The 21,242-nt window shown below is 55.5% G+C and carries 21 protein-coding genes; 9 read left to right on the forward strand and 12 right to left on the reverse strand.

The window, feature by feature from the left end; translation table 11 throughout:
• Positions 1-32: 32 nt before the first annotated feature.
• The 4 genes from SIC18_RS12250 to hemH are packed head-to-tail and all read right to left on the reverse strand — an operon-like array spanning position 33 to position 3,695.
• Positions 33-251 carry a GIVxVP protein gene (locus SIC18_RS12250; protein ID WP_048346911.1) on the reverse strand — a complete coding sequence of 73 codons (219 nt, stop codon included), beginning with the start codon at positions 249-251 and terminating at the stop codon, positions 33-35.
• 1 nt (position 252) lies between these two features.
• Positions 253-681: a thermonuclease gene (locus tag SIC18_RS12255; RefSeq protein ID WP_413429776.1), complete on the reverse strand. Its 429-nt coding sequence runs from the start codon at positions 679-681 to the stop codon at positions 253-255.
• Positions 678-2,459, reverse strand: coding sequence for a biosynthetic-type acetolactate synthase large subunit (gene ilvB, locus SIC18_RS12260; protein WP_413429777.1), 1,782 nt, complete (start codon positions 2,457-2,459; stop codon positions 678-680). The genes SIC18_RS12255 and ilvB overlap by 4 nt, the downstream gene beginning before the upstream one ends.
• 60 nt (positions 2,460-2,519) lie before the next feature.
• Positions 2,520-3,695 carry a ferrochelatase gene (gene hemH / locus SIC18_RS12265; RefSeq protein ID WP_048346913.1) on the reverse strand — a complete coding sequence of 392 codons (1,176 nt, stop codon included), beginning with the start codon at positions 3,693-3,695 and terminating at the stop codon, positions 2,520-2,522.
• A 72-nt stretch (positions 3,696-3,767) separates the two neighbouring features.
• Here hemH and SIC18_RS12270 point away from each other — a divergent pair, with 72 nt between their 5' ends.
• From SIC18_RS12270 to SIC18_RS12295, 6 genes are all read left to right on the forward strand, one after another.
• Complete coding sequence (locus tag SIC18_RS12270; protein ID WP_048346914.1) at positions 3,768-4,955, forward strand: site-specific integrase; 1,188 nt, start codon at positions 3,768-3,770, stop codon at positions 4,953-4,955.
• Complete coding sequence (locus tag SIC18_RS12275; RefSeq protein ID WP_048346915.1) at positions 4,955-5,620, forward strand: class I SAM-dependent methyltransferase; 666 nt, start codon at positions 4,955-4,957, stop codon at positions 5,618-5,620. Before SIC18_RS12270 ends, SIC18_RS12275 begins: the two co-directional genes overlap by 1 nt.
• Positions 5,617-6,321: a cob(I)yrinic acid a,c-diamide adenosyltransferase gene (gene cobO, locus SIC18_RS12280; RefSeq protein ID WP_048346916.1), complete on the forward strand. Its 705-nt coding sequence runs from the start codon at positions 5,617-5,619 to the stop codon at positions 6,319-6,321. The genes SIC18_RS12275 and cobO overlap by 4 nt, the downstream gene beginning before the upstream one ends.
• Positions 6,322-6,461: 140 nt before the next feature.
• Positions 6,462-7,169, forward strand: coding sequence for a UMP kinase (pyrH, locus tag SIC18_RS12285; RefSeq protein WP_048346917.1), 708 nt, complete (start codon positions 6,462-6,464; stop codon positions 7,167-7,169).
• A gap of 8 nt (positions 7,170-7,177) precedes the next feature.
• Positions 7,178-7,726 carry a ribosome recycling factor gene (gene frr, locus SIC18_RS12290; RefSeq protein WP_048346918.1) on the forward strand — a complete coding sequence of 183 codons (549 nt, stop codon included), beginning with the start codon at positions 7,178-7,180 and terminating at the stop codon, positions 7,724-7,726.
• Positions 7,723-8,853: an NAD(P)/FAD-dependent oxidoreductase gene (locus SIC18_RS12295; protein ID WP_413429778.1), complete on the forward strand. Its 1,131-nt coding sequence runs from the start codon at positions 7,723-7,725 to the stop codon at positions 8,851-8,853. Before frr ends, SIC18_RS12295 begins: the two co-directional genes overlap by 4 nt.
• On the opposite strand, the gene SIC18_RS12300 is transcribed toward SIC18_RS12295, so the two are convergent.
• The 5 genes from SIC18_RS12300 to SIC18_RS12320 all read right to left on the reverse strand — a co-directional run bounded on the left by SIC18_RS12300 (position 8,850) and on the right by SIC18_RS12320 (position 15,463).
• A complete protein-coding gene (locus SIC18_RS12300) occupies positions 8,850-10,364 on the reverse strand; it encodes a deoxyribodipyrimidine photo-lyase/cryptochrome family protein (RefSeq protein WP_413429779.1) in 1,515 nt (504 codons plus the stop codon). The genes SIC18_RS12295 and SIC18_RS12300 overlap by 4 nt on opposite strands.
• Before the next feature lie 133 nt (positions 10,365-10,497).
• Positions 10,498-11,670 (reverse strand): transaldolase, encoded by a 1,173-nt coding sequence (locus SIC18_RS12305; protein WP_048346921.1) that lies wholly within the window; start codon positions 11,668-11,670, stop codon positions 10,498-10,500.
• Between the two features lie 54 nt (positions 11,671-11,724).
• Positions 11,725-13,536 (reverse strand): peptidoglycan D,D-transpeptidase FtsI family protein, encoded by a 1,812-nt coding sequence (locus SIC18_RS12310; protein WP_413429780.1) that lies wholly within the window; start codon positions 13,534-13,536, stop codon positions 11,725-11,727.
• 4 nt (positions 13,537-13,540) lie between these two features.
• Positions 13,541-13,996 (reverse strand): hypothetical protein, encoded by a 456-nt coding sequence (locus tag SIC18_RS12315; protein WP_413429781.1) that lies wholly within the window; start codon positions 13,994-13,996, stop codon positions 13,541-13,543.
• A gap of 87 nt (positions 13,997-14,083) precedes the next feature.
• On the reverse strand, positions 14,084-15,463 hold the full coding sequence (locus tag SIC18_RS12320) for a CPBP family intramembrane glutamic endopeptidase (protein WP_084764242.1): 1,380 nt from the start codon (positions 15,461-15,463) through the stop codon (positions 14,084-14,086).
• 124 nt (positions 15,464-15,587) lie between these two features.
• On the opposite strand from SIC18_RS12320, the gene SIC18_RS12325 reads away from it, so the two are divergent.
• Both SIC18_RS12325 and SIC18_RS12330 read left to right on the forward strand, forming a co-directional pair.
• Positions 15,588-16,916, forward strand: a complete 1,329-nt coding sequence (locus SIC18_RS12325) for a histidine phosphatase family protein (protein ID WP_245407367.1) — start codon at positions 15,588-15,590, stop codon at positions 16,914-16,916.
• Positions 16,917-16,920: 4 nt separating this feature from the next.
• Positions 16,921-18,198, forward strand: coding sequence for a dihydroorotase (locus tag SIC18_RS12330; RefSeq protein WP_413429782.1), 1,278 nt, complete (start codon positions 16,921-16,923; stop codon positions 18,196-18,198).
• On the opposite strand, the gene lepB is transcribed toward SIC18_RS12330, so the two are convergent.
• Positions 18,170-18,943: a signal peptidase I gene (gene lepB, locus SIC18_RS12335; protein WP_413429783.1), complete on the reverse strand. Its 774-nt coding sequence runs from the start codon at positions 18,941-18,943 to the stop codon at positions 18,170-18,172. The two genes, SIC18_RS12330 and lepB, sit on opposite strands and share 29 nt — an antisense overlap.
• Before the next feature lie 51 nt (positions 18,944-18,994).
• Between lepB and SIC18_RS12340 the strand changes: the two genes are divergently transcribed.
• Entirely contained in the window at positions 18,995-20,500 is a 1,506-nt protein-coding gene (locus SIC18_RS12340; protein WP_048346926.1) for a hypothetical protein, read from the forward strand.
• Here the strand turns inward: SIC18_RS12340 and SIC18_RS12345 are convergent.
• Together SIC18_RS12345 and SIC18_RS12350 are read right to left on the reverse strand one after the other, a co-directional pair.
• The gene (locus SIC18_RS12345; RefSeq protein ID WP_413429784.1) at positions 20,463-20,825 is read right to left on the reverse strand and encodes a Spx/MgsR family RNA polymerase-binding regulatory protein; all 363 of its coding nucleotides are present in this window, start codon (positions 20,823-20,825) and stop codon (positions 20,463-20,465) included. The two genes, SIC18_RS12340 and SIC18_RS12345, sit on opposite strands and share 38 nt — an antisense overlap.
• A gap of 2 nt (positions 20,826-20,827) precedes the next feature.
• Positions 20,828-21,187 (reverse strand): 2Fe-2S iron-sulfur cluster-binding protein, encoded by a 360-nt coding sequence (locus tag SIC18_RS12350; protein WP_048346928.1) that lies wholly within the window; start codon positions 21,185-21,187, stop codon positions 20,828-20,830.
• Positions 21,188-21,242 lie beyond the last annotated feature (55 nt).

Genomic DNA, 21,242 nt, shown 5'->3' on the forward strand with positions numbered 1-21,242 from the left:
AAAAACTCCCCTCACTGACTCCTTGTCAAAACTTAGGAAGATGAATCCGTTTCGTCCTCTTTCATCTCAGGATTTGTTGATGGAATCAACAGAGCGAACAAACCTGCAGCCAAAAGCAACCCTCCAAGTCCAAGGGCGAGGGGTTGATTGTCGCCTGGAACATCACCCCAGACCGCCGTACTAAAAAACGCAGCTGATAGAAGCAAACAGGGCACCATCACGATGCCAGCAGCGAAGCGATTTTTTTCCATCTCAGCCTGCAGTGCAACTTTGTGTGGCCAAACCGTTTGAGACCAGGGACATCCCAAGGTCCTGATCGGCATCTAGAGGGGTAACGCGAGCAATCAAAACACCCTCTTCATTTCCCTCTGGACGAAGGTTCACGCGTTTGCGTCGAGGCACTGCTTTTTTCAAAAGATCAACGGCAGCCTCTTCATCGACAGGATCGACTGCAATACATGCCAAACGAACGCTGTAATTGCGATTGCGATCTCCGATCTGAAGAAGAGTGGAGGAACGCACTTGCAACACTTCTGCTGCCATGGATGGCAATGGTGAAGCCACCATCACCACCAACAAAATCAGAAGACTGGAGCAACAACGAATCAGACCTCCGCTCCGCAAACGGGACAAAAATGGGGATCGCAGGATGTAATGGTGAAGCAGTCCAGATTTGTTCATCTGCAGTCCTGGGCCAACTCTGGATGGGAGGGAAGACCCACCATCTGTGCATTGCTGGCACCTGGTGGAACCATCGGATAACAGTTTTCACCGCGTCTGACGTGAACATCAATCAGGGTCGGACGAGGTGACGCGAAGGCCTCACTGAGCTTGCTGTTCAGATCATCTCGTTCAGTGATCTTGACTCCATCAACCCCAAAAGCCCTGGCTAATGCACTGAAATCAGGCATGCCATTGAGCATGTCGGATGCAGAGTATCTCTCCTCATAAAAGCTTTCTTGCCACTGCCGAACCATTCCCTGCCAGTGGTTATTCACAATCACAACTTTCACTGGAAGTGAATACTGAGCCAGTGTTCCGAGTTCCTGAATATTCATCAGGATGCTGGCATCACCAGCAATACAAACCACTTTCTGATCAGGGAATGCCACCTGTGCCCCAAGAGCCGCTGGCATTCCAAAACCCATGGTTCCAAGTCCTGCGCTGCTGATCCAACAACGCGGCCCGTTGCGCAAGTACTGCGCAGCCCACATCTGATGTTGGCCTACATCGGTGGTGATGATCGCGTCACTGGCGAGATCCCGGACAGCCAACAGCACTTCTTGCGGAAAGATCGCTCCTTCCTTGGCAGGGATGGTGAGCGGATAAAGCTCCTTCCAGGTGTTGATTTGTTCCAACCAAGACGAGGTCGTCAACTCGGCGGAATGCGGGAAACTCTGATCGACAAGTTGAGCAAGACTTAAACCCACATCACCCAGCACGACCACATCGGGGCGCCTGTTCTTACCAACCTCCGCAGGATCAATCTCAAAATGAATGACCTTGGCCTTGGGAGCAAACGTGTCCAGCTTGCCTGTCACGCGGTCATCAAAACGAGCACCAACGGCGATCAATAGATCGCAGTCTGTGACTGCAAAGTTGGCATATGCCGTGCCATGCATCCCCAACATGCCCAAGGCGAGTGGATGATTCTCGTCAAAAGCTCCCTTCCCCATCAGGGTGGTGGTCACAGGGATCTGGAAGCGCTCAGCCAAGACTTGAACGCTGTCGTGGGCACCTGCGCTGACCGCGCCACCCCCGACGTAAAGAAGGGGACGACTCGAGGCTTGAATCAACTCAAGAGCATCTGCCACCGCCTGAACCGAAGGCTTGGCCGGCTGCCTGAACCCAGGCGGGTGGATCGAGCCCGGTTGCACTGGGACGTAATCGAATTCTTCTTGCCCTACATCTTTGGGGATATCAATCAGCACAGGGCCAGGGCGTCCTGACGCAGCGATCAGGAAGGCTTGAGCCACCACTGAAGCAAGATCTGCTGGGTCACGAACCACCCAGGAGTGCTTCACGATTGGCAACGTGATGCCGAAAATATCTGTTTCCTGAAAAGCATCAGTACCAATAGCCGGTCTAGGGACTTGCCCTGTAATGACCACCATTGGCACAGAATCCATTTGGGCCGTGGCAATGCCCGTGACCAAGTTGGTGGCACCAGGTCCAGACGTTCCGAAACAGACGCCAACCCGACCAGTGGCGCGGGCATAGGCATCGGCCGCATGGGTGCCGCCCTGCTCGTGACGCACCAAAATGTGCTTCAGCCATCCTTCGCTCTCAGCGATATGCAGAGCGTCATAGATCGGCAGGATCGCACCGCCCGGATAGCCAAAAATGGTGTCGACCCCATGGAGCCTGAGGGCATTCATCAAGGCATGGGCGCCGGTGATACGGCGTTGACCATTCCAATCCAATGCATCCGCGGCCGTGGGAACGGATGTCAGGGTCACGGCTGCCTCACAGGGATCTGACCCTAAAGATTAAGTGGCCATCTGGCCAATTGGCACTGTTTAAAGCAAACCAACAGCATGCAGTGGGCCATGGCCGCTGATCAGCTCAAGAAGGAATGCGAAAAAACCAATCATTGCCAAGCGTCCATTCCACACTTCTGAGCTGTTGTTCCAACCCCACTCCCACTTCTCCTGGGGGTAGAGCTTCACCGTGGTGGGAAGTTCGGCCGCCTGATCGAGATTCACTTCAGGACCCTCAAGGCTGGAGACGACTAAATCAGCCAATCCGGCAATGAAGGGCGGATAGGTGTCCAAAGCCCGAACGCGTCGGAAATTCACAACACCTGACTCGGTTGCGAGCTCGCGGTATTCGATGTCAATTTCCTCAAGCGTTTCGATGTGCTCACTCACAAAGCTGATGGGGACGACCACCAGATCTTGCGTCTTCGCCCGGCCGAGCTCTTCGAGGGCTTCCTCGGTGTAGGGCTTGAGCCATTCCACCGGCCCAACTCGGCTTTGATAAGCAAGAGTGTGGGGGTTGGAATGGCCAACAATGGTCTCCAATTCAGCCATGATCAAGGCTGTGCAGGCTTCAATTTCCTTTTGATAAGGATCACCGGCCTCTTCCACATAGCTCTTCGGCACTCCGTGGGCGCTAAAGAAGATGTGCGCATTCTCAATGTCGTCACTGGCACGAACCTGCTCGGCAATGAGCTCTGCCATCGAGCGCACATAGCCTGGATGGTCGTACCAACTGCGAATACAGCGCAAAGGCAACGACTCAAAGCGCTCATCCATTTGCCGCAGGCGTTGGAGCTCACGGAAGCTCGAACCGCTGGTACTGATCGAGAAATGGGGATACAGAGGAAGGACGACAACCTCATCAATGCCGTCAGCCTTGATATCAGCCACCGCCGATTCCGTAAACGGGTGCCAGTAGCGCATAGCCACGTAGCTGGTCGCATCCACCCCCCGCTGGCGCAAAAGGCTCTGGAGCTCCCGCGCTTGCTGCTCAGTGATTCGGCGCAGAGGAGAGCCTCCGCCGATTGAGCGATAGGCCTCTTGCGACTTGCTGCTGCGCAACGTGCTGATCAACCAAGCCAGGGGTTTCTGCAGAATCGGATTCGGAAGCCGAATGATCTCTGGATCTGCAAACAGGTTGTACAGAAAAGGGCCAACATCCTGAATCCGTTCTGGTCCACCCAGATTGAGCAGAAGAATGCCAACCCGAGCCATCGAAATTTCTTTGTATTAAGGGGTTGAGCGTAACTCCCATCAACGTCATGGTGACGCTGTCTTTACAGGGTCATGAACTTCGACACCGCTCTAAAGGCCGCCAATGCGGCCCTGGCCGAGCAGGGCTGCGGTCTTCGTGTGGAGCGGCGAGGACAAAAACTCAATCTGCGTGGAAGGCTGCCATGTCGCCAGCAACCCAACCACAACCAGTGGAAAACTCAGCGCCTGAGTCTTGGACTGCTGGCCGACATGAAGGGGTTGAAAGAGGCTGAGCGCATCGTGCAGCTTGTGGAGTTGCAATTACACAGACAGCTTTTTGCTTGGGACCAATGGTTACCGAAGCAAAAAATGCAGCAGAGCAACAACTCAAAAGGCACATCTACCACGATTGCCAATCCCCTGGATCGCAATCTGGAAACGTTTAAAGAAGCCTTTTTCGCAGATCCCCGTCGTCGTCGCTCCCCCGCCGGAAGCCGCACCACTTGGAGCGGGGCCTACCAGCCCTACCTAAGACGCCTCAAGGCATTGGCTCTTGAACAGCAATCGGCCCTCACTCCTGACTTATTGCTTCTGACCTTGAACAGTTATCCCGATGGGAGCCGGAGTCGCCAACAGTGTTCCACTGCACTAGGGGCACTCGCCCGTCATCAAGACCTGCCCCTTCCGGATGCATGGCGTGCAGAGGCAGGCGGATACGGCCTCCACCGCGCTCGTTTTCGGCAGTTACCTAGTGACCCGCAAATTCTCGAAGCCATTTTGCGTATTCCAAATCCGGGTTGGCGCCTTGTTTATGGACTGATGGCCACCTATGGACTTCGCAACCATGAAGTGTTTTTCACGGATGTTTCGGCTTTAGCGGATGGAGGAGACAGGGTGATCCGCGTTCTGCCCACAACCAAAACCGGTGAGCATCAGGTTTGGCCCTTCCATCCGGAGTGGGTGGATCGCTTCAACTTGAGGGATCTCGCCTCAAACGCTGCGGCGCTCCCTCCCGTTTGCACAGATCTTCGCCAGACCACACTCCAACAAGTTGGACGACGTGTAGCAGAGCAATTCAGGAGGTACGACGTTCCCCTGACGCCCTATGACCTTCGTCATGCATGGGCCGTACGCACCATCCACATCGGACTTCCCGATACCGTTGCAGCCAGGATGATGGGACATTCCGTGGCGATTCACACCCGCACCTATCACCACTGGATCACCAGGCGAGATCAACAGCAGGCCGTCGATGCCGCGTTGGCCAGGAGAGAAGCCTGATGACATCACCCCTGCGCCATCTGGCCTATCGCTATCGCTGGATCTACAACACCGTCACAGGAGTCTCTGCTCTGAGTGTTGGAGGTGTCGAGCGACTCCGCCGCCTTGGACTTGAAGCGCTCGGTCCTGTTCTGCCAAGGGGTGCCAGGGTGCTCGACTGCTGCTGCGGCTCAGGAGAAGCGGCGGCGCCATGGATCGAAGCAGGGTTTCAGGTCACGGGGCTCGATGTCTCACCCAAGGTTCTGGAACTCGCCGCAGCCCGCTACCCACTCCTCACCTGCATTGAGGGGCTGGCAGAAGCTCCGCCCTGCGCAACCGCCAGTTTTGATGCCATTCAGATCAGCCTGGCGCTGCATGAATTCCCACGGGCAGAACGCCAGCAGGTGTTGATGTCCTGTTTGGCATTACTCAAACCAGGCGGCTGGCTGGTGGTTGTCGATCTCCATCCTGCTGGTCCTCTCTTGCAACTTCCCCAACAGCTGTTTTGTGCTTTGTTTGAAACGGAAACGGCGATTGCTTTGCTCGAGGACGACATCCCCAAGCAATTGCAGGAGATCGGCTTTACCACTGTTGAGCAGTCTGTTCTGGCCGGGTCTGCTCTCCAACGCATCACAGCGCGCTGCCCCTCCAGCGGCATGCTGGAGGTCACGGGGAAGATCTCATGAGCTCGGATCGAACGTCAGCCGGAAAATCATCTCCTGGGGACGCATCAGCGTTAGATCAATCAGCCGAGTCACTGGGGATGGGAGGCGATTTAGCCCCAGAGAAAGACGCGGATGCCTACCGAAAGCGCATGGCACGCCGACAAGACGTGCAGCGACAACGCGTCTCAGAGCGAAGTGTTGAAAAGGGATTGGTCTTGGTGTTCACAGGTCACGGCAAGGGAAAGACCACGGCGTCTCTGGGTCTGGCCTTAAGGACCCTGGGTCACGGACACCGTGTTGCCGTTGTCCAATTCATCAAAGGTGGATGGGAGCCTGGAGAAGCCAAAGCCTTAAAAGCCTTTGGAGAATCACTGAGTTGGCATGCACTCGGAGAGGGTTTCACCTGGGAAACCCAAGATCGTGAACGTGATCGTCAGCTGGTTCAAGCCGCTTGGGACACCTCGCTCTCCTATCTCAAAGATCCCAAGCAAAAGCTTGTGGTGCTGGACGAAGTGAATGTGGCGTTAAAACTTGGCTATCTCGAACTGGATCAAGTCCTGCAAGGCCTCGATGAGCGGCCTGAACTCACCCACGTTGCTCTGACCGGCAGAGGAGCTCCGAACGGGCTGATCCAACGAGCCGATTTGGTTACGGAAATGTCCCTTGTCAAGCACCCCTTCCGGGAACAGGGCGTTAAAGCACAGCAAGGAATTGAGTTCTGATCAAATCGAGTTCTGATCAATGCGTCAGCAGCGATCTGGTTGACTTCCACACCCAGTTAGCAGGGCACCATCAGCAGCGCATCCACTTTCTCGATCCTTGAAGAACAGCCTTGCTACTGTCCTAAAGATAAGGATATTGAATGGCCTACGCGCGTGCCCTCCTGAAGCTCAGCGGTGAAGCGCTGATGGGCAATCAGGGCTACGGAATTGATCCAGAAATTGTTCAGGCCATCGCCACAGATGTTGCCGAAGTTGTTGCAACTGGAACACAGTTGGCGATTGTCGTCGGCGGCGGAAACATTTTCAGAGGTTTGAAAGGTTCAGCCGCAGGCATGGATCGCGCCACCGCTGACTACGTCGGCATGCTCGCCACCGTGATGAATGCCATCACCCTCCAAGACGGACTGGAGCGAGCCGGTATTCCCACCCGCGTTCAAACCGCCATTGAAATGCAAGAAGTGGCTGAGCCCTACATCCGCAGGCGCGCAATGCGACATCTAGAGAAAGGCAGGGTGGTCGTGTTTGGGGCAGGTTGCGGCAATCCGTTTTTCACCACCGACACCACAGCTGCTTTACGCGCAGCAGAAATCAGTGCTGATGTGGTGTTCAAAGCCACCAAGGTTGACGGTGTGTATGACAAAGATCCGCATCAATTCCCTGATGCCGTCCGTTACGACTCCTTGACCTTCCAACAAGTGCTCAGCGGAGAGCTGGGCGTGATGGACAGCACTGCCATCGCTCTTTGCAAAGACAACAACATCCCGATTGTTGTTTTCAATTTGTTTGAACCTGGCAACATCGGCAGAGCCGTAGCCGGTGAGCCCATCGGTTCTCGTATCAGCAACTAGTCATCGTCATGTCGAACTCCGATCTCGAAGCCAACATGCGCAAGTCGGTGGAAGCCACCCAGCGCAACTTCAACACCATCCGAACGGGCCGAGCCAATCCTTCGTTATTGGATCGAATCAATGTTGAGTATTACGGCGCTGACACACCACTGAAGTCACTCGCCAGTCTCTCCACACCCGACTCGCAAACGATTGCCGTTCAACCCTTCGATATGGGATCCCTGGCGCTCATCGAAAAAGCGATCGCAACGAGTGACTTGGGATTCACGCCCAACAACGACGGCAAGGTCATTCGCATCAACGTGCCACCCCTCACAGAAGAACGCAGAAAAGAGTTCTGCAAGCTTGCCGCAAAATATTCAGAAGAGGGGAAGGTGGCATTGCGCAGCGTGCGTCGTGACGCTATTGACAAAATCAAGAAACAAGAAAAAGAAGGTGATCTTTCAGAGGATCAAAGCCGAGATGAACAAGATAAAGTTCAGAAAACAACCGATCGTTTCATCGCAGAACTTGAAAAACATCTAGCTGATAAAGAGGTGGAAATCCTCAAGGTTTGAGCACCACTGACGTTGCTGTAATCGGGGCTGGTGCAGCCGGCTCCAGCACGGCCTTCCATCTCGCCCGCTTAGGACATCGCGTCACCGTTCTGGAACGCGAGCGATCAGAGCGGATCAAACCATGCGGTGGTGGGATGGCAGCCTCCGTTCAGCGGTGGTTCCCCTTCGACCTTCAACCAGCTGTGGATGACGTCATCCAACAGGTTGATTTCAGCTGGTGTCTCACTGATCCAGTGGTCGCTGAGCTTCCAGGCTCTGCACCCTTCTGGATCGTCAAACGTGAACGGCTTGACGCACTGTTGCTGGAGCAAGCGATCGCTTTAGGAGCAGAGCTTCGGCGACCCTTCGAGGTTGTCGACCTTGAGCGGGGTGAAAGCCACTGGCTTGTTCACAGCAAAGACGGTGAAGTGATCAATGCCAAAGCCGTTGTTTTGGCTGATGGCTCAGGCTCTCCCTGGCCCACGCGCTTTGGGATCGGCCCTCGAGCTCTGCACATGGCTAAGACGCTCTCTATTCGACTCGAAGGAATGGGCACCTTGCAACCAGGAACAGCAAGGTTTGAATTTGGGCTCGTCCACCATGGTTTTGCCTGGGCGTTTCCATTAGCGAACGGCATCAATGTGGGAGTTGGCACTTTCATTGGCCGTCGGGCCAGTGACGCGGAAGCCGTGCTCGAGCAACTCCTACCGGATCTGGGGTTTTCTTCCACAGACGGGCTGCGACAAAACGCCGATTTAAGAGTTTGGAATGGCCACACAGCCCTCCATGGCAAAGGCATCGTGGCAGTAGGTGATGCGGCATCGCTCTGCGATCCCTTTCTGGCCGAAGGCCTCAGGCCATCGCTGATGAGCGGTTGCGAAGCAGCCGCCAGTCTTGATTCTTGGCTGAAGGGGACTCACCCTGACCTGTCCAACTACACAGAGAACATGCGCGAACGCTGGGGCGATTCGATGGCTTGGGGACGCCGCATTGCCCAAGTGTTTTATCGATTTCCGAAAGTGGGCTATCAACTGGGAATCAAGCGCCCCACTGCGCCGCAGCGCATTGCCCAAATTCTCTCTGGTGAGATGGGATACGGCGACATCGCGCAGAGGGTCATCCGCCGGTTGATGCTGCAAAGGGGTTAAAGATCAAGCGTTAGCTGTTGTGAATCATCGGGCGCAGGGTTTCGCCTTCGTCGAGGGCGGCCCTGGCCCGTTGGTGCCAAACCTGAACGTCTCGACCCGTGACGCTGCTGAATGCCATCGGCAATGGCAAAAAAACCAGAGCGCTCCCTGATCGCCCAAATTCTCTGCTTGGCTTCCCGCGCCGCAAGCGCAGGTTCCACGATGGGCAAGGGATAGTCCACTCCAATTTGGATCCCTGCTTGTCCTTGCGCCGCCCTCGACAACTTCCACGGCTCATGCACGTAGACATCGGAAACCAGGTGGAGTTCAGGCAGCCAAGTGCGAATGAATTCACCGTTCAAGTCATGGTCTTGCCCCTGCTTGATCGGGTTGTAAACCCGAACGGTATTGATGGCCGTACTGCCTGACTGCATCTGGCACTGGCTCCAATGGATTCCGGGCTCGTAGTCCACGAACTGTCGCGCCAGATGAAGGCCGCTATCACGCCACGGCAACCAGAGGTGGTAGCTGGCAAATGACATCAACATTGCTCGCATCCTGAAGTTGATCCAACCGTGGGCCCGCAAGGCGCGCATGCAGGCATCCACGAAAGGCACTCCAGTGCGTCCCTCAGCCCAAGCGGAGAGCCGCTCATCATTCGTGCAGCGCAGCCCGCGCATGAACGGATGAAAATCTTCGAATTCAATCGCCGGCTGCGCTTCAAGCTTTTGGATGAAGTGACAATGCCAATGCAAACGGGACTCGAAGCTGCTAATCCCACGACCGCTGAAGCCACGGCTTGTTTGAATCACCTCTCGCATCGAAAGACATCCCCAGGTGAGATAGGCGGAGAGCCGAGAACAACCGGTGAAAGCGGAGTTGGGGCTGGAGATGGAGCGTGCATATCCCGGCGCCCGATGTTCGAGAAAATCAACCAGTTCCAGCAAGGCCATCGAACGACCACCGCTTTGGCGATGCGGGCATGGATCAGATGCCAATGCTGGGTCGGGTCGGTCCGGAATGATGCCGGCATCGACCCCCTCGATCGATGGCAGACCTAAAGGGGATGGCGTGATCGGTTCAGCCATCTGCGCTTCCCAGCGTTTGGCCCAACGATTGCGCGAACGCAGCCGGCGGATCACACCAAATTGGGGAATTTCCTTCCAAGCGATGCCGTGCTGCCGGCACCAAATGGCTACCCGCTGGTCGCGCTGATAGGTCCAACCATTGCCGGTTTCTTCATGGCTCCACAGCGCCTCTAGACCAAATTGACGATGGGCTCGCTCGAACACCTCCAACACATCACCACTGCGGACCAGCAGCGGTTGGCCTAGTTCCGCGAGAGCCAAGCGCAAATCCAGCAACGACTCCCGACAAAACAACCACTGCCTCTCCGAGGCGTCTTGCTGCTGCCACAACTCGGGCTCAATGACATAAAGCGGTAGGACTGGTCCCCTGAGCAAGGCCTGCTGCAAAGGCTTGTGATCTTTCACCCGAAGGTCTCGCTTGAACCAGACAAGCTGGAGCGCCATTGAAGCCGACCCCCTAAAGCCTCGTCGGTTGACCCTAACGATGGAGTACGGACTCAGCGAGCCTCTGCACTGACACGCCCTCGATCTATCGAGAGAGGGCGTACTTGACGACGGAAGCCTTAAACCAGCTCGATCAAACGGCGGTCAAGGACAAAGCACCACCGAAACCCAAACGCACATCGTCTGGTGTCAAACGACCGTCATGATCTTGATCTAAAGCGTCAAAGACCGCATCACTTCCCAACCATTCATCGCGGGTGATGCAGCCATCGCCGTTGAAATCGTTCAGCATAAAAATTTCTTGAACAGCATGGCTAAATGCGGAGCCACCCTCAATCTGAGCCAAACGGTGCGCAAGTTGCTGCTCAAGAGTTTCGATCGCTTTGCTGAAACCTTTGATGCCTTCACTGAGTTTGTCAGTGGCCATTCGATCTTGAGCCATCATCGAACTGAAGCGCTCCTGATCGACGTGCATTTGCTCTGCAACAGGAGCCAGATTCGCAGGATCGAGCTTGCGAATCAACGAAGCATCGCTACTGCGCAATTGATCCAGCAGTTTCGGGGAAATGGTTAATAGATCACAACCGGCAAGCTCAGTGATCTCATCAAGATTGCGGAAGCTAGCTCCCATAATTTCGGTTTTATAGCCGTATGTCTTGAAGTAGTTGAAGATACTGGTCACTGAAATCACACCAGGGTCTTCTGGACCTGGATAGGAATCGCGCCCTGTGTCGGCCTTGAACCAATCGAGAATGCGACCCACAAATGGCGAGATCAAGGTCACGCTTGCTTCAGCGCAGGCCACAGCTTGTGAGAAGCCAAACAACAGGGTGAGGTTGCAGTGAATTCCATCCTTCTCAAGAACTTCAGCCGCTTTAATTCCCTCCCACGTTGAGGCAATTTTGATCAAAACACGGTCATTACTAATTCCCGAGTCGTTGTAAAGGCGGATGAGCTTCCGCCCTTTTTCAATCGTGGCCTCGGTGTCATAACTTAAGCGGGCATCCACTTCCGTTGAAACTCGGCCAGGCACGATCTTCAGAATTTCCTTTCCGAATATCACGCTGATTTCATCCAGCGCTTCGTGCACCACTTGCTCCACAGGAGCGCTCTCTCCTAAAAGCCGGCGGGATGCCCGCAGAGCTTCATCGATGAGATTCTCATAAGCAGGAATCTGAGCCGCAGCAAGGATCAGAGAGGGATTAGTCGTCGCATCACGAGGAGTGAAACGCCTGATCGCTTCGAGATCACCCGTATCGGCCACCACCACTGTCATGGCGGAAAGCTGCTCAAGGAGGGTGGCCATGGCGCACTTAAAACTGTATGAATTCAACGTAGCGACGATTTTCAAACTGACAGCTCAAGGGGGCGATGTGTCCGTTTGTGCAGATTTAACCGGGCCACTTGGTGGGATTTTTTCAATCACCAACAGCCCATCAATGATGGATTTAGCCACAGGCAAAGCCACAGTTGAGCCATAGGCATGGGCCCCTTGTGGTTCATCAATCACCACCAGCACGACATAACGAGGGTTCTCGATCGGAAGCGTTGCGACAAAACTGCAAATCAGAGCTCCAGGCACATACACACCATTCACTGCCTTTTGGGCCGTGCCTGTTTTGCCACCAATGCGATAACCAGGGGTGCGAACTCCCTTACCACTCCCTTTTTCCACCACAGATTCCATCCAATTCAAAACCGTGCGCGTGACCTCTGGGCGGAGCAGGGGCTGTCCCATCCGGTCTCCACTCGGCGCCAACGCATGACCGGCCCGTAAACCCCGGGTTATGTGAGGGCTCACAAGCCTCCCGCCATTGGCGATCAGGGCGTGGAGTTGAACAAGCTTGAGAGGCGTGAGTGAGAAGCCTTGACCGAATGCTGCGGTTGCTGGCTCGATGGGCTGATTGGTGAATTGTTCCTTGGTCTTTAACTGGCCAGCCACCGCACCGGGGAGGTCTGTATCCGGCTTCGCATCAAGCCCAAGTCGGTTCAACCAGTCCCAGTAATGAGAGGGACGCATTTTGCGCATCGCCTGGACCATGCCGACATTGCTCGATACCTGAAGCACAGTTGCGAAATCGACGACGCCATTGCCCTTCCGGTCGTGGTTGCGAATCGGCCAACCACCAATGGTGAGGGCCCCACTGTCGTAAACCTTCTCATTGGGTTGGATCACACCTTCTTGCAGCGCTAAGGCCAAATTGATCGGTTTAAAAGTCGATCCCGGTTCGTATAGATCTTGAACGGACCATTCCCGAAAACGCTCTGGCTTGAAGTCCCAATAACGATTCGCGTCATACGTCGGCGTTGAGGCGAGCGCCATTAATTCGCCATTGATGACATCCATCACGATTGCCACTCCCTTTTTGGCTTTCCAGGTTTTGACCTGTGCCGTCAGCGCCTTTGCAGCAAGCTCCTGCAAGCGAGCATCCAAGGTGAGCTGCAATCTCAGGTCATCTCCGAAAAACACCCCAGGGGCCAGGTTGTCTGGCAATGGCGTTCCGTCTGCTCCGCGACGAAGACTACGGGCCTGTTCATGGCGCTGCAGGTCTTCATGACGACTTTGCTCCAGGCCTGCCTGGGGCTGACGCTCTTGATTGAGGAAACCAACGACATTGGCAAAGAGAGATCCCTGCGGATAAACGCGGTAGGGATAGGGCTCGAGATCGATGCCACTGATTCCTAGGGAACGAACTGTTGTTGCCGTTTCAGGATCGACGCCCTCTGCCAACTTGATGCCAGACGAGCTGTCTCCCATTCTTTTGTTGAGCTCGCGAGTGGAAAGGGCCAACACGGGAGACAGGCGTGCCGCAACCTCCTGACGATCACGAATGAGTGTTGGCTCGTCGCCAGGAAAGTTGAAGTAACGAGGATGGGCCCAGAGTCGGTAGCGCTCCTCGTCCAAGGCCACGAGTCTGCCGTTGCGATCCACAATCGGCCGACGGCTGCCCAGGGGTTTGGTGCGCTGCGTTTGCACCACACGGGCCCGCGCCTCCAACTCAGGGGCTTGAAAAATCTGTAGCCAGGCCATACGCCCGACCAATCCCAATAAGCCTGCACACAGCAGGACAAACACCATTTTCATTCGACCGGCGGGCACCGGCTCAAGACGAATCACCCGTCGTCGTTCACGACGAGACCTAGAGGTCGAGCCTTGCCGGTTGGCTGGCATCTTTTTAATACCCGTGATGAATTGAACGATCCATCAAGGAGCCAATGAAAGCCAAGTGATCATGGGATGCGCCGGATTCAGCCTCAGTGGGACGTTCGAGATATAACAATTTTTCTGCGGTCGTCGGAACCATCGACTTTGGCGCCTGGGTTCGATCGAGGAGATAACGCTCCAACATGGCTGTGGACTCCGTCAGTCGATGGCCCACTCCTCGTGTGTCCTCCAAGCGTTCAAAAGCGACCGTCCAGCGGTATTGCCAGTGAAGAGTGAGGCCACTGAGAGCCAGCACGGCTGTGAAAACACCAATCAAACTGCCATCAGCCGCACGATGAAGGCCAGCAAGCAGGGGAGAGCGGCGTGCAACACGCTTAGCGGATAGTGAGCCCTGGATGAGCTCGAAGGCACCAGTGGCTGATGCGTGTTCCTGTGGAGCAGGTTGAGTTTGGGGAACCGCGACCACTTTGAGCGAATAGGTTGATGCGCCAGTGAACCACCCGTATGGTCCTCCCGCAAGGCTGAAATGTCTTACACCATCAGGGAAATTGGCTCAAGTTCCGAGCAAGACAAGATTCAGGAAGGTGACACCATTCCAGAGAGCATGCATCACCACACAAGGAAGAAGACGACCACTGCTCAAACGCAGCAATGCCAACCCCAAACCAAGAACCAATAAAGGAAGTAATTCACCAATGCTGAGGTGAGCAACCGCAAACACGAGGGCGCTACCAAACACGCTCAAACCCCGCCCGAACGAACGCCCTAAAACCGGCAACAACACCCCACGGAATACGGTTTCTTCGAACAGTGGGGCTAACACAACCGCTGTAATGGCAAGCAAGATCAAGGCCAACGGATCTCTGCCATTCAGCACCATTTCCAGCAATGGATTACTGCCTCCCTGATCGCCGATGACGTGACTCATCAGCCAACCGGTCAACACCACAGGTGGCATCACCATCAACCAGGCGCGACCTCCCTGAAACAGAGCTGACCACCAGGGGCGAACCCGCCACTGCAGCCAACCGCCTACAGGCATCAAACGTTGATCCAGACCATCCAGCTGACTTTTGAGAATGAGCAGCGGTGGCGTCGCTAAAGCGCAATAGCCAATCAGCACAACCACCGACTGGCTGAGCGGCGCCGCAATGCTCCGAGCCACCAAGGCTGAGAGAGGCGTTACAAGAAGGGGGACCAACACCTCACCCAGCACCACAAAACCGCCAGCGATCAGCAGCACCATGTCAACCAAGCCAAGGGGAGCGGATTGCAGCTCAGGCCAGGCGGACTGCTTTCGGCGAAAAAGCAACCAAAGCTGCCGAACCAGCAGAAGAGATCCCAACAACAACGCTCCGAGCGGCATGAGCTCACTGAGAACAAGACGTCGGGCCGCGGCCTTGGCAGCTGAGCTTTCCACACAAGCAGCCTGGGACCCTCCCAGTGCTTCACAGACCAGACGCCGGGTTAAGGGATCAGGACTGTTCTCAGTTAACAGGTCTTGATCCTCAGAGGAGAGTTCGCGGGGAAGGGGCTCGGTGGCCAGGGTCTCCTGAAGCGTCCGAAGGTTTGGGAGCTGGAGTGGAGTCTCCAGAAGGGTCTTGCGACGCCCTGGGTCGTTTTCTAACGATGCATATAAGAGCGTTTGGCGATCACTGAGGCTGTCAAGAGGGGTCTCTCTGAGTGTTTCAAGCAAGCTCTTAGCTGGATCTTGGCCAACAAGCAGAGGTTTGAGCGTTGGCGTCAACGCCGGGTCGGCCAACAACGCCAGCTCTTGCTGCTCCAAAGACAACGCGGGAGCCACGGAGGGTCGCCCGAGGCTATCCATCAAGCCGAGGAACCAAACGCTGCAAGCCAGCACCATCGAAACGACAGCCAAAAGGACTTTCCACTTGGGCACTGCGTTTGAACGTCCGTTCAGCGGGCTGGTCAACAGACGATGGGCGACTGCAACCAATTCTCTCCGGCGAAGGGCTGCCAACAACCGATTTTGACCATTTCGGCGTGTAATTCGACCATGCGCCCATACGATGACCGCGCCTTTCCCCCTTGTTGCGGTGTCACTGCGTCTCCTCCTGGTCCGCCACGGCCTGAGCAGCTTCAACGTTGAGCGCCGCATCCAGGGGCGTAATGATCTTTCAATACTCACTACGACTGGCGAAGACCAAGCGCGTCGCCTAGGCATGGCCTTGGCCGACGTGCCGATTGATGCGGCCTACAGCTCACCTCTTCAACGTGCTGCCGCCACCACAGCCGGAATTCTGAGCGTGCGGCAAGACGGTCTATCCCCCGTCCTGGATGACGGACTGCTGGAGATTGATCTTGAGCCCTGGAGCGGACTGACCGCCGATGAACGGGCGATCAAGGATCCCGAGGGCTACACCACCTGGCGTCAACGACCTGAAGCCCTAGAACTCACTCGCGCTGACGGCACGCCATATCAACCGGTTACCGAGTTGATGGGTCAGGCCAGGGAGTTCTTGAAAGGCCTCATGGATCGGCATCCGGCGACCAGCGACGACACCGTGCTGGTGGTAGGTCACAACGCCATTCTCCGCTGCTTAATCCTGGTGTTGCTTGGCGAGCCCCAAGGCGGCTTCAGGCGGCTGCGCCTGGACAACGCATCGTTGTCGGTGTTCAACCTCTCCTCAGGGCCGAATGGTTACCAAGTTCAGATCGAATGCTTAAACAACATTGCCCACTTAGAACCTTCGCTGCCAGCCAAAGGCTCCAAGGCGCGTCTGATCCTTGTCCGGCACGGTGAAACAGATTGGAACCGGCAGGGACGTTTCCAAGGACAGATTGATATTCCTCTCAATAGCAATGGCCATGCCCAAGCAGAGGCTGCGCGCTCCTTCCTCGAAGGTGTGACTCTGGATCGTGCCTTCAGCAGCTCGATGTCTCGCCCAAGAGAAACCGCTGAGGGGATTTTGAAATCGCACTCAGGGGTCCCGCTCACCGTGACTGATGGCCTAATGGAAATCGGCCACGGGCTTTGGGAGGGAAAACTGGAGTCAGAAATTCGAGAGGGCTGGGAAGAGTTACTTCAAGCCTGGAAAGACGCTCCCGAAACCGTACAAATGCCCGAAGGAGAAACCATTCAAGACGTATGGGAACGCTCCGTGGACTGTTGGAACACCATCGCTGATGGCCTGAATCCCTCCGAGACAGCCTTAGTTGTGGCGCATGATGCGGTCAATAAAACAATCCTTTGCCACCTCTTAGGGCTTGCGCCCAAAGACATTTGGTCTGTGAAACAAGGCAACGGTGGCGTCACGGTGATCGACATGCCCGAAGATCCCAGCCAACCTGCTGTTGTGAGTTGCCTGAATCTCACATCCCACCTGGGTGGGGTTCTGGATCGAACAGCAGCGGGAGCACTGTGAACCGATGACTGAGACGATGCTGCTCGATCCGGTACAGGTTCTAGTCTCCAGCGATCAGCCGCTCCAAGTAGCCAGTGCTGCTCTCTTTGAGGATGATCGCCTCATCGCCCTTGGGGACGAAGCGAGAGAGAGAGCTGCTGAGCAGGGTGTTGCAGGCCAGAGCCGTGCCCACCAACTGCTGGCCCCGTGTCTCGTCGACCCCCATTCAAGCCTTCCCAGTCCCTTCACAGGCGGGGGAGAGACGCTCGAAACGCTCATTCACTCAGCAGGGCGAGCCGGCTATGGACAACTAGCACTGCTGCCAAACGGTGAATCGGAGCGCGACAGTCCAGAACGCTTAAAGGGTTTCCAACCGAGGGGTTGCGATCTCAAAGTTCATTTATGGGGAAGCTTCAGCCATCGCGGTGAAGGAGAACGCCTCAGCAGTCACGCCGATCTTCTTGACGCAGGTGCCATCGGTCTCAGTGCTGGGCAACAGATCCCATCTGTCAACCTCATCGACCGCGCCTTACTGCTTGGGGAGATGGCTGGGGCTCCTGTGCTGATTGCACCCAATGACCCCAGCCTGCGCGGCAACGGAATGATCCGGGAGGGCGTCGAAACACTTCGCGCCGGATGGCCTGCCGATCCAACCATCAGCGAAACACTCCCGATGGGGCAACTCCTGGAGCTGCAGCGACGGCACAGCACTCGCAAGCTTGTGCTCATGAATCTCTCTACCGCTGATGGCGTAGAGATGCTGAGCCACACCACGTCACCACCACTGGCCACTGTGAGCTGGTGGCACCTGGTGCAGGATCGTTCCAACCAAACAGCAGAAAACACCCATTGGTTTGTCACACCGTCCATTGGTGGACAAGCCGATCGCCAAGCCTTAATCCAGGCCTTAGGAGAAGGAACGATCAACGCCGTTGCGGTCCATGGCATTCCACTCGACGATGAGGAGTGTCTGTTGCCTCCCGATCAACGCCCTAAAGGCCTATCCGGGCACCACTTGGTGCTGCCAACGCTCTGGCAACGCCTCGTGGTCGATTTGGGGTGGAGCGTGAACCAGCTCTGGCAAGCGCTCAGTTTTGGCCCGGCACGGTTGCTTGGACAGGACGAAGAACGACTCAGCATCGGAAGCAACCGCTGGTTGCTCTTTGATCCTGACCAAATCTGGAATCAAACCCGTGATGCCCCCTACGCCCCCAAAGCGGCCAATCAACCTTGGATCGGCGTTCCGATTCGGGGGCAAGTGGTGAGTTGTGGACTCAAGATCCCAACGAACCAAATCGGTTGAATGGCCAGAAACGCCAGACCGCTCGACCAATAATCTGATCTTCAGGCAGGAAGGCCCCTCCCGGCCAATAGCGACCATCCCAGCTGTTACTGCGGTTATCACCAAGAACGAGTACGCGTCCCTTCGGGACCGTGGCGTTCAGAGTGCGGCAAAGACTCATCCCCCGCTTGTCCAGAGGGCAATAATTGGTCACATAGGGTTCGTCGAGATCAACACCATTCACTTTCACCTCTCCTCGAGGGTTCACGACGACCTGATCACCTGCCACAGCCACAACGCGTTTGATGTAGGCATCACAGGCCGGATGGCTGACGCCAGGAATCAACCCAATCAAAGGGATATTCGCGAGAACGCATTGGAAAGGTGGGGGTGACGTTGTTGAACGCAGTGCAGGATCGAAGGCATAGGGAGAGTTGAACACAACAATGTCTCCCCGCCGAGGTTTGCGGCCGCGATAGGTGAGTTTCTCGACAAGCAGGCGATCCTGGATCTGCAAGCCAGGAAGCATCGAGCCTGAGGGAATGAAGCGTGCCTCGGCCAAATAGTGACGAATCCCGAAATAGAGAGCCATCGTGAAAAACAACGGGCCCCAAAAATCCCAGAGCGGATGTCCAGAACCCCGGTCCTTTTTCAGAGCCTGGTTGGGCTCCCGGGGAGGCTCGCTGCTGTTGGGCCGGTCATCGTCAGAACGACTGTTGCGTTGCTTATCTGCCAACAGGCACCTTGCTTCAATCCTCAAGATCACGATAGGCGCGATCAGCCTGCGCTTCTAGCCTAAAAACAGGCACGGTGATCCATGGTCCGACCCCGCTGGCAGGGCGTGAAACCCCGCACCATCCAATTGTTCTGGAATCGCTGGGATCAGGTCTTAGCCCTGATTGCAGCGCTCAATCTGATCTGGGTGATTTTCGATGTCACCTACATCCCGCTGCGAAATTTCTGGCTGCAAAGAACGCTCTACCCCCTCCCCTCGATCAACTTGGCCTTGCCACTGCCGTGGCTGCCCGACATCACACCCGTTTATGACCCGCTGAAGGGCATCGAAGTTCATCGAGACACGATGTCCTATGTCGAGCATTTCCGCAGACTCGAAACCACCGCCTCAAAATTGGGCATCAACAGTCAAGCCGCTCGACAAATGCGGCTTGAGATGGTTGTCAGAAATAGCCAATTAATGGATGAAAACCCATTCATCAGTTCTGGGAATGTAGGTGCATTCGAAAAGCTCAAAAACCGTCTTAGAGCAAGAGCTGGGATGGATTCAGCCAAGCAAGCTGCGGCCTATCTCCTCAGCGATCGCTACTTGAGTCAGCATGACTGGGGACAAGAGCGCCAATTTTGGAACACCAAAATCCTTCCGCTAGCGGAGACCAATTACGCGCGCGGGATTGATGAAAACGGAATGCCCATCGACCTCTCCTGGCGGATCGACATTCCTTTTCAAACACTGTTCCTTTTGGACATCCTGATCCGGACACTCCGACTGAAACGACGGTTTCGGGCGATTACCTGGAGAGATGCCTTACTCAGGCGTTGGATTGACCTACCCCTCTTAATTCCATTTTGGCGTCTGTTGCGAGTCGTTCCAGTTACAGAGCGGCTATCACGCGCTCAACTTTTGAATCTTGAGCCCCTTCGAGCAGCGGTCAGTCGCGGCGTTGTAGCGGTCCTGGCACTCGAATTATTTGAAGTGATCACACTGCGGGTTCTGGATGCCATGCAAGGCATCGTGCGCTCGCCGAATCTTCCCGACAGGATTCTCCGGCTTTGTAGTCATCAATCTGTTGATAACAGCGAAGAGCGTGAACTCGCAGAGCTGGTGCGCCTATGGCTCCCCCTGATCCTCACCCAAGTGGGTCCAGGGATGCGGCCACAACTTGTGGCGCTATTCGGCCACGCCCTTCAGCGCAATCTGGATGCTCTGGTCTTGCCGGCACCGCTCAGGGAGCTACCTGGAGTGCAAAAAGCGGAATCCGAATTGAGCCGTCAGCTCGCCATCGGAATGGTGGATTCGCTACTCGGTCTTTCAAAGAGTGCGGGCGACCAACTTGGCCAGAAAGATCAAGTTCTCGAAGATCTTGGGATTCAAACGCTCGATCGTTTCTGGGAGGAGCTCGCTCGAACGCTCGAACAAGGCGTCGTGCTGGAACGTAGCCAAGAACTCTTGGTGGCGTTTCTCGAAGAATTTAAACGCACCAGCATGTTCCAACTACACACCCAGGGTGGAGTGGACGAACTGATCACCGAGCTCGATGGGATTAATTTCAACCCAAAAGAGCCTGATTCCACTCCTCAAGCTTGAATCCCACCAAAAAGTCGCCACTGGGCAAGGCAACAAAAGGGCGTTTGATCAAACGCCCATCTGCTGCCAATGCAGCCAGGGCTTCATCGTCACTCATCGCTTTTACAACCGCTGCTCCAAGAGCTCGATAGCTCTGGCCACTGGTGTTGAAGAGAAGTTGACGACGAACTAACCGATCAAAGGCAAGTGAAAGCTCCTCTTTTGAAGGAGGAGCAATCGTGATGTCAAAGACCTCATAGGCCAAGTTATTGGCATCCAGCCAAGCCAAGGCCTTACGACACGTTGAACATCTGGAGTAGCTGTAAACCTTGATGGTTGGAGCCAAGCTCAACGCCCAAACAAGTTCTTCACAGCTCCAAGCAGGCTGTTTGAACCCTTGCCAACGCCTTCGTCAGGGCGCGTCCGAATCGTTACATCGCCTATCACGCTGGTGCGGCAGCTCAAGCGATAGTTCGCAGGGCGGTCAGCGAGATAGACCTCCTCAACGTCGCTACGGGGTGAGAGGTTCTGGGCTCCTTCGAGGACCTCGATCACACAAGTTCCGCACTGGCCAACCCCACCACAGTTGTTGAGGTTGTTCAGACCCTTGTAAGGATTAATCCCGGAGGAAAGGGCTGCTTTGCGCAAATTCGCTCCTTCGATGCAACCGACCTGTTGGCCTTCCTGCTCAAAACGGATGGTGGGCACGGGTCGTTCACATCTAGGCGCGAACCAACTTACAAGAAGAAAGCCCGAATAGCGC

The sequence above is a fragment of the Synechococcus sp. Cu2B8-bc1011 genome (assembly GCF_047302735.1).
Classification (GTDB): domain Bacteria; phylum Cyanobacteriota; class Cyanobacteriia; order PCC-6307; family Cyanobiaceae; genus Synechococcus_C.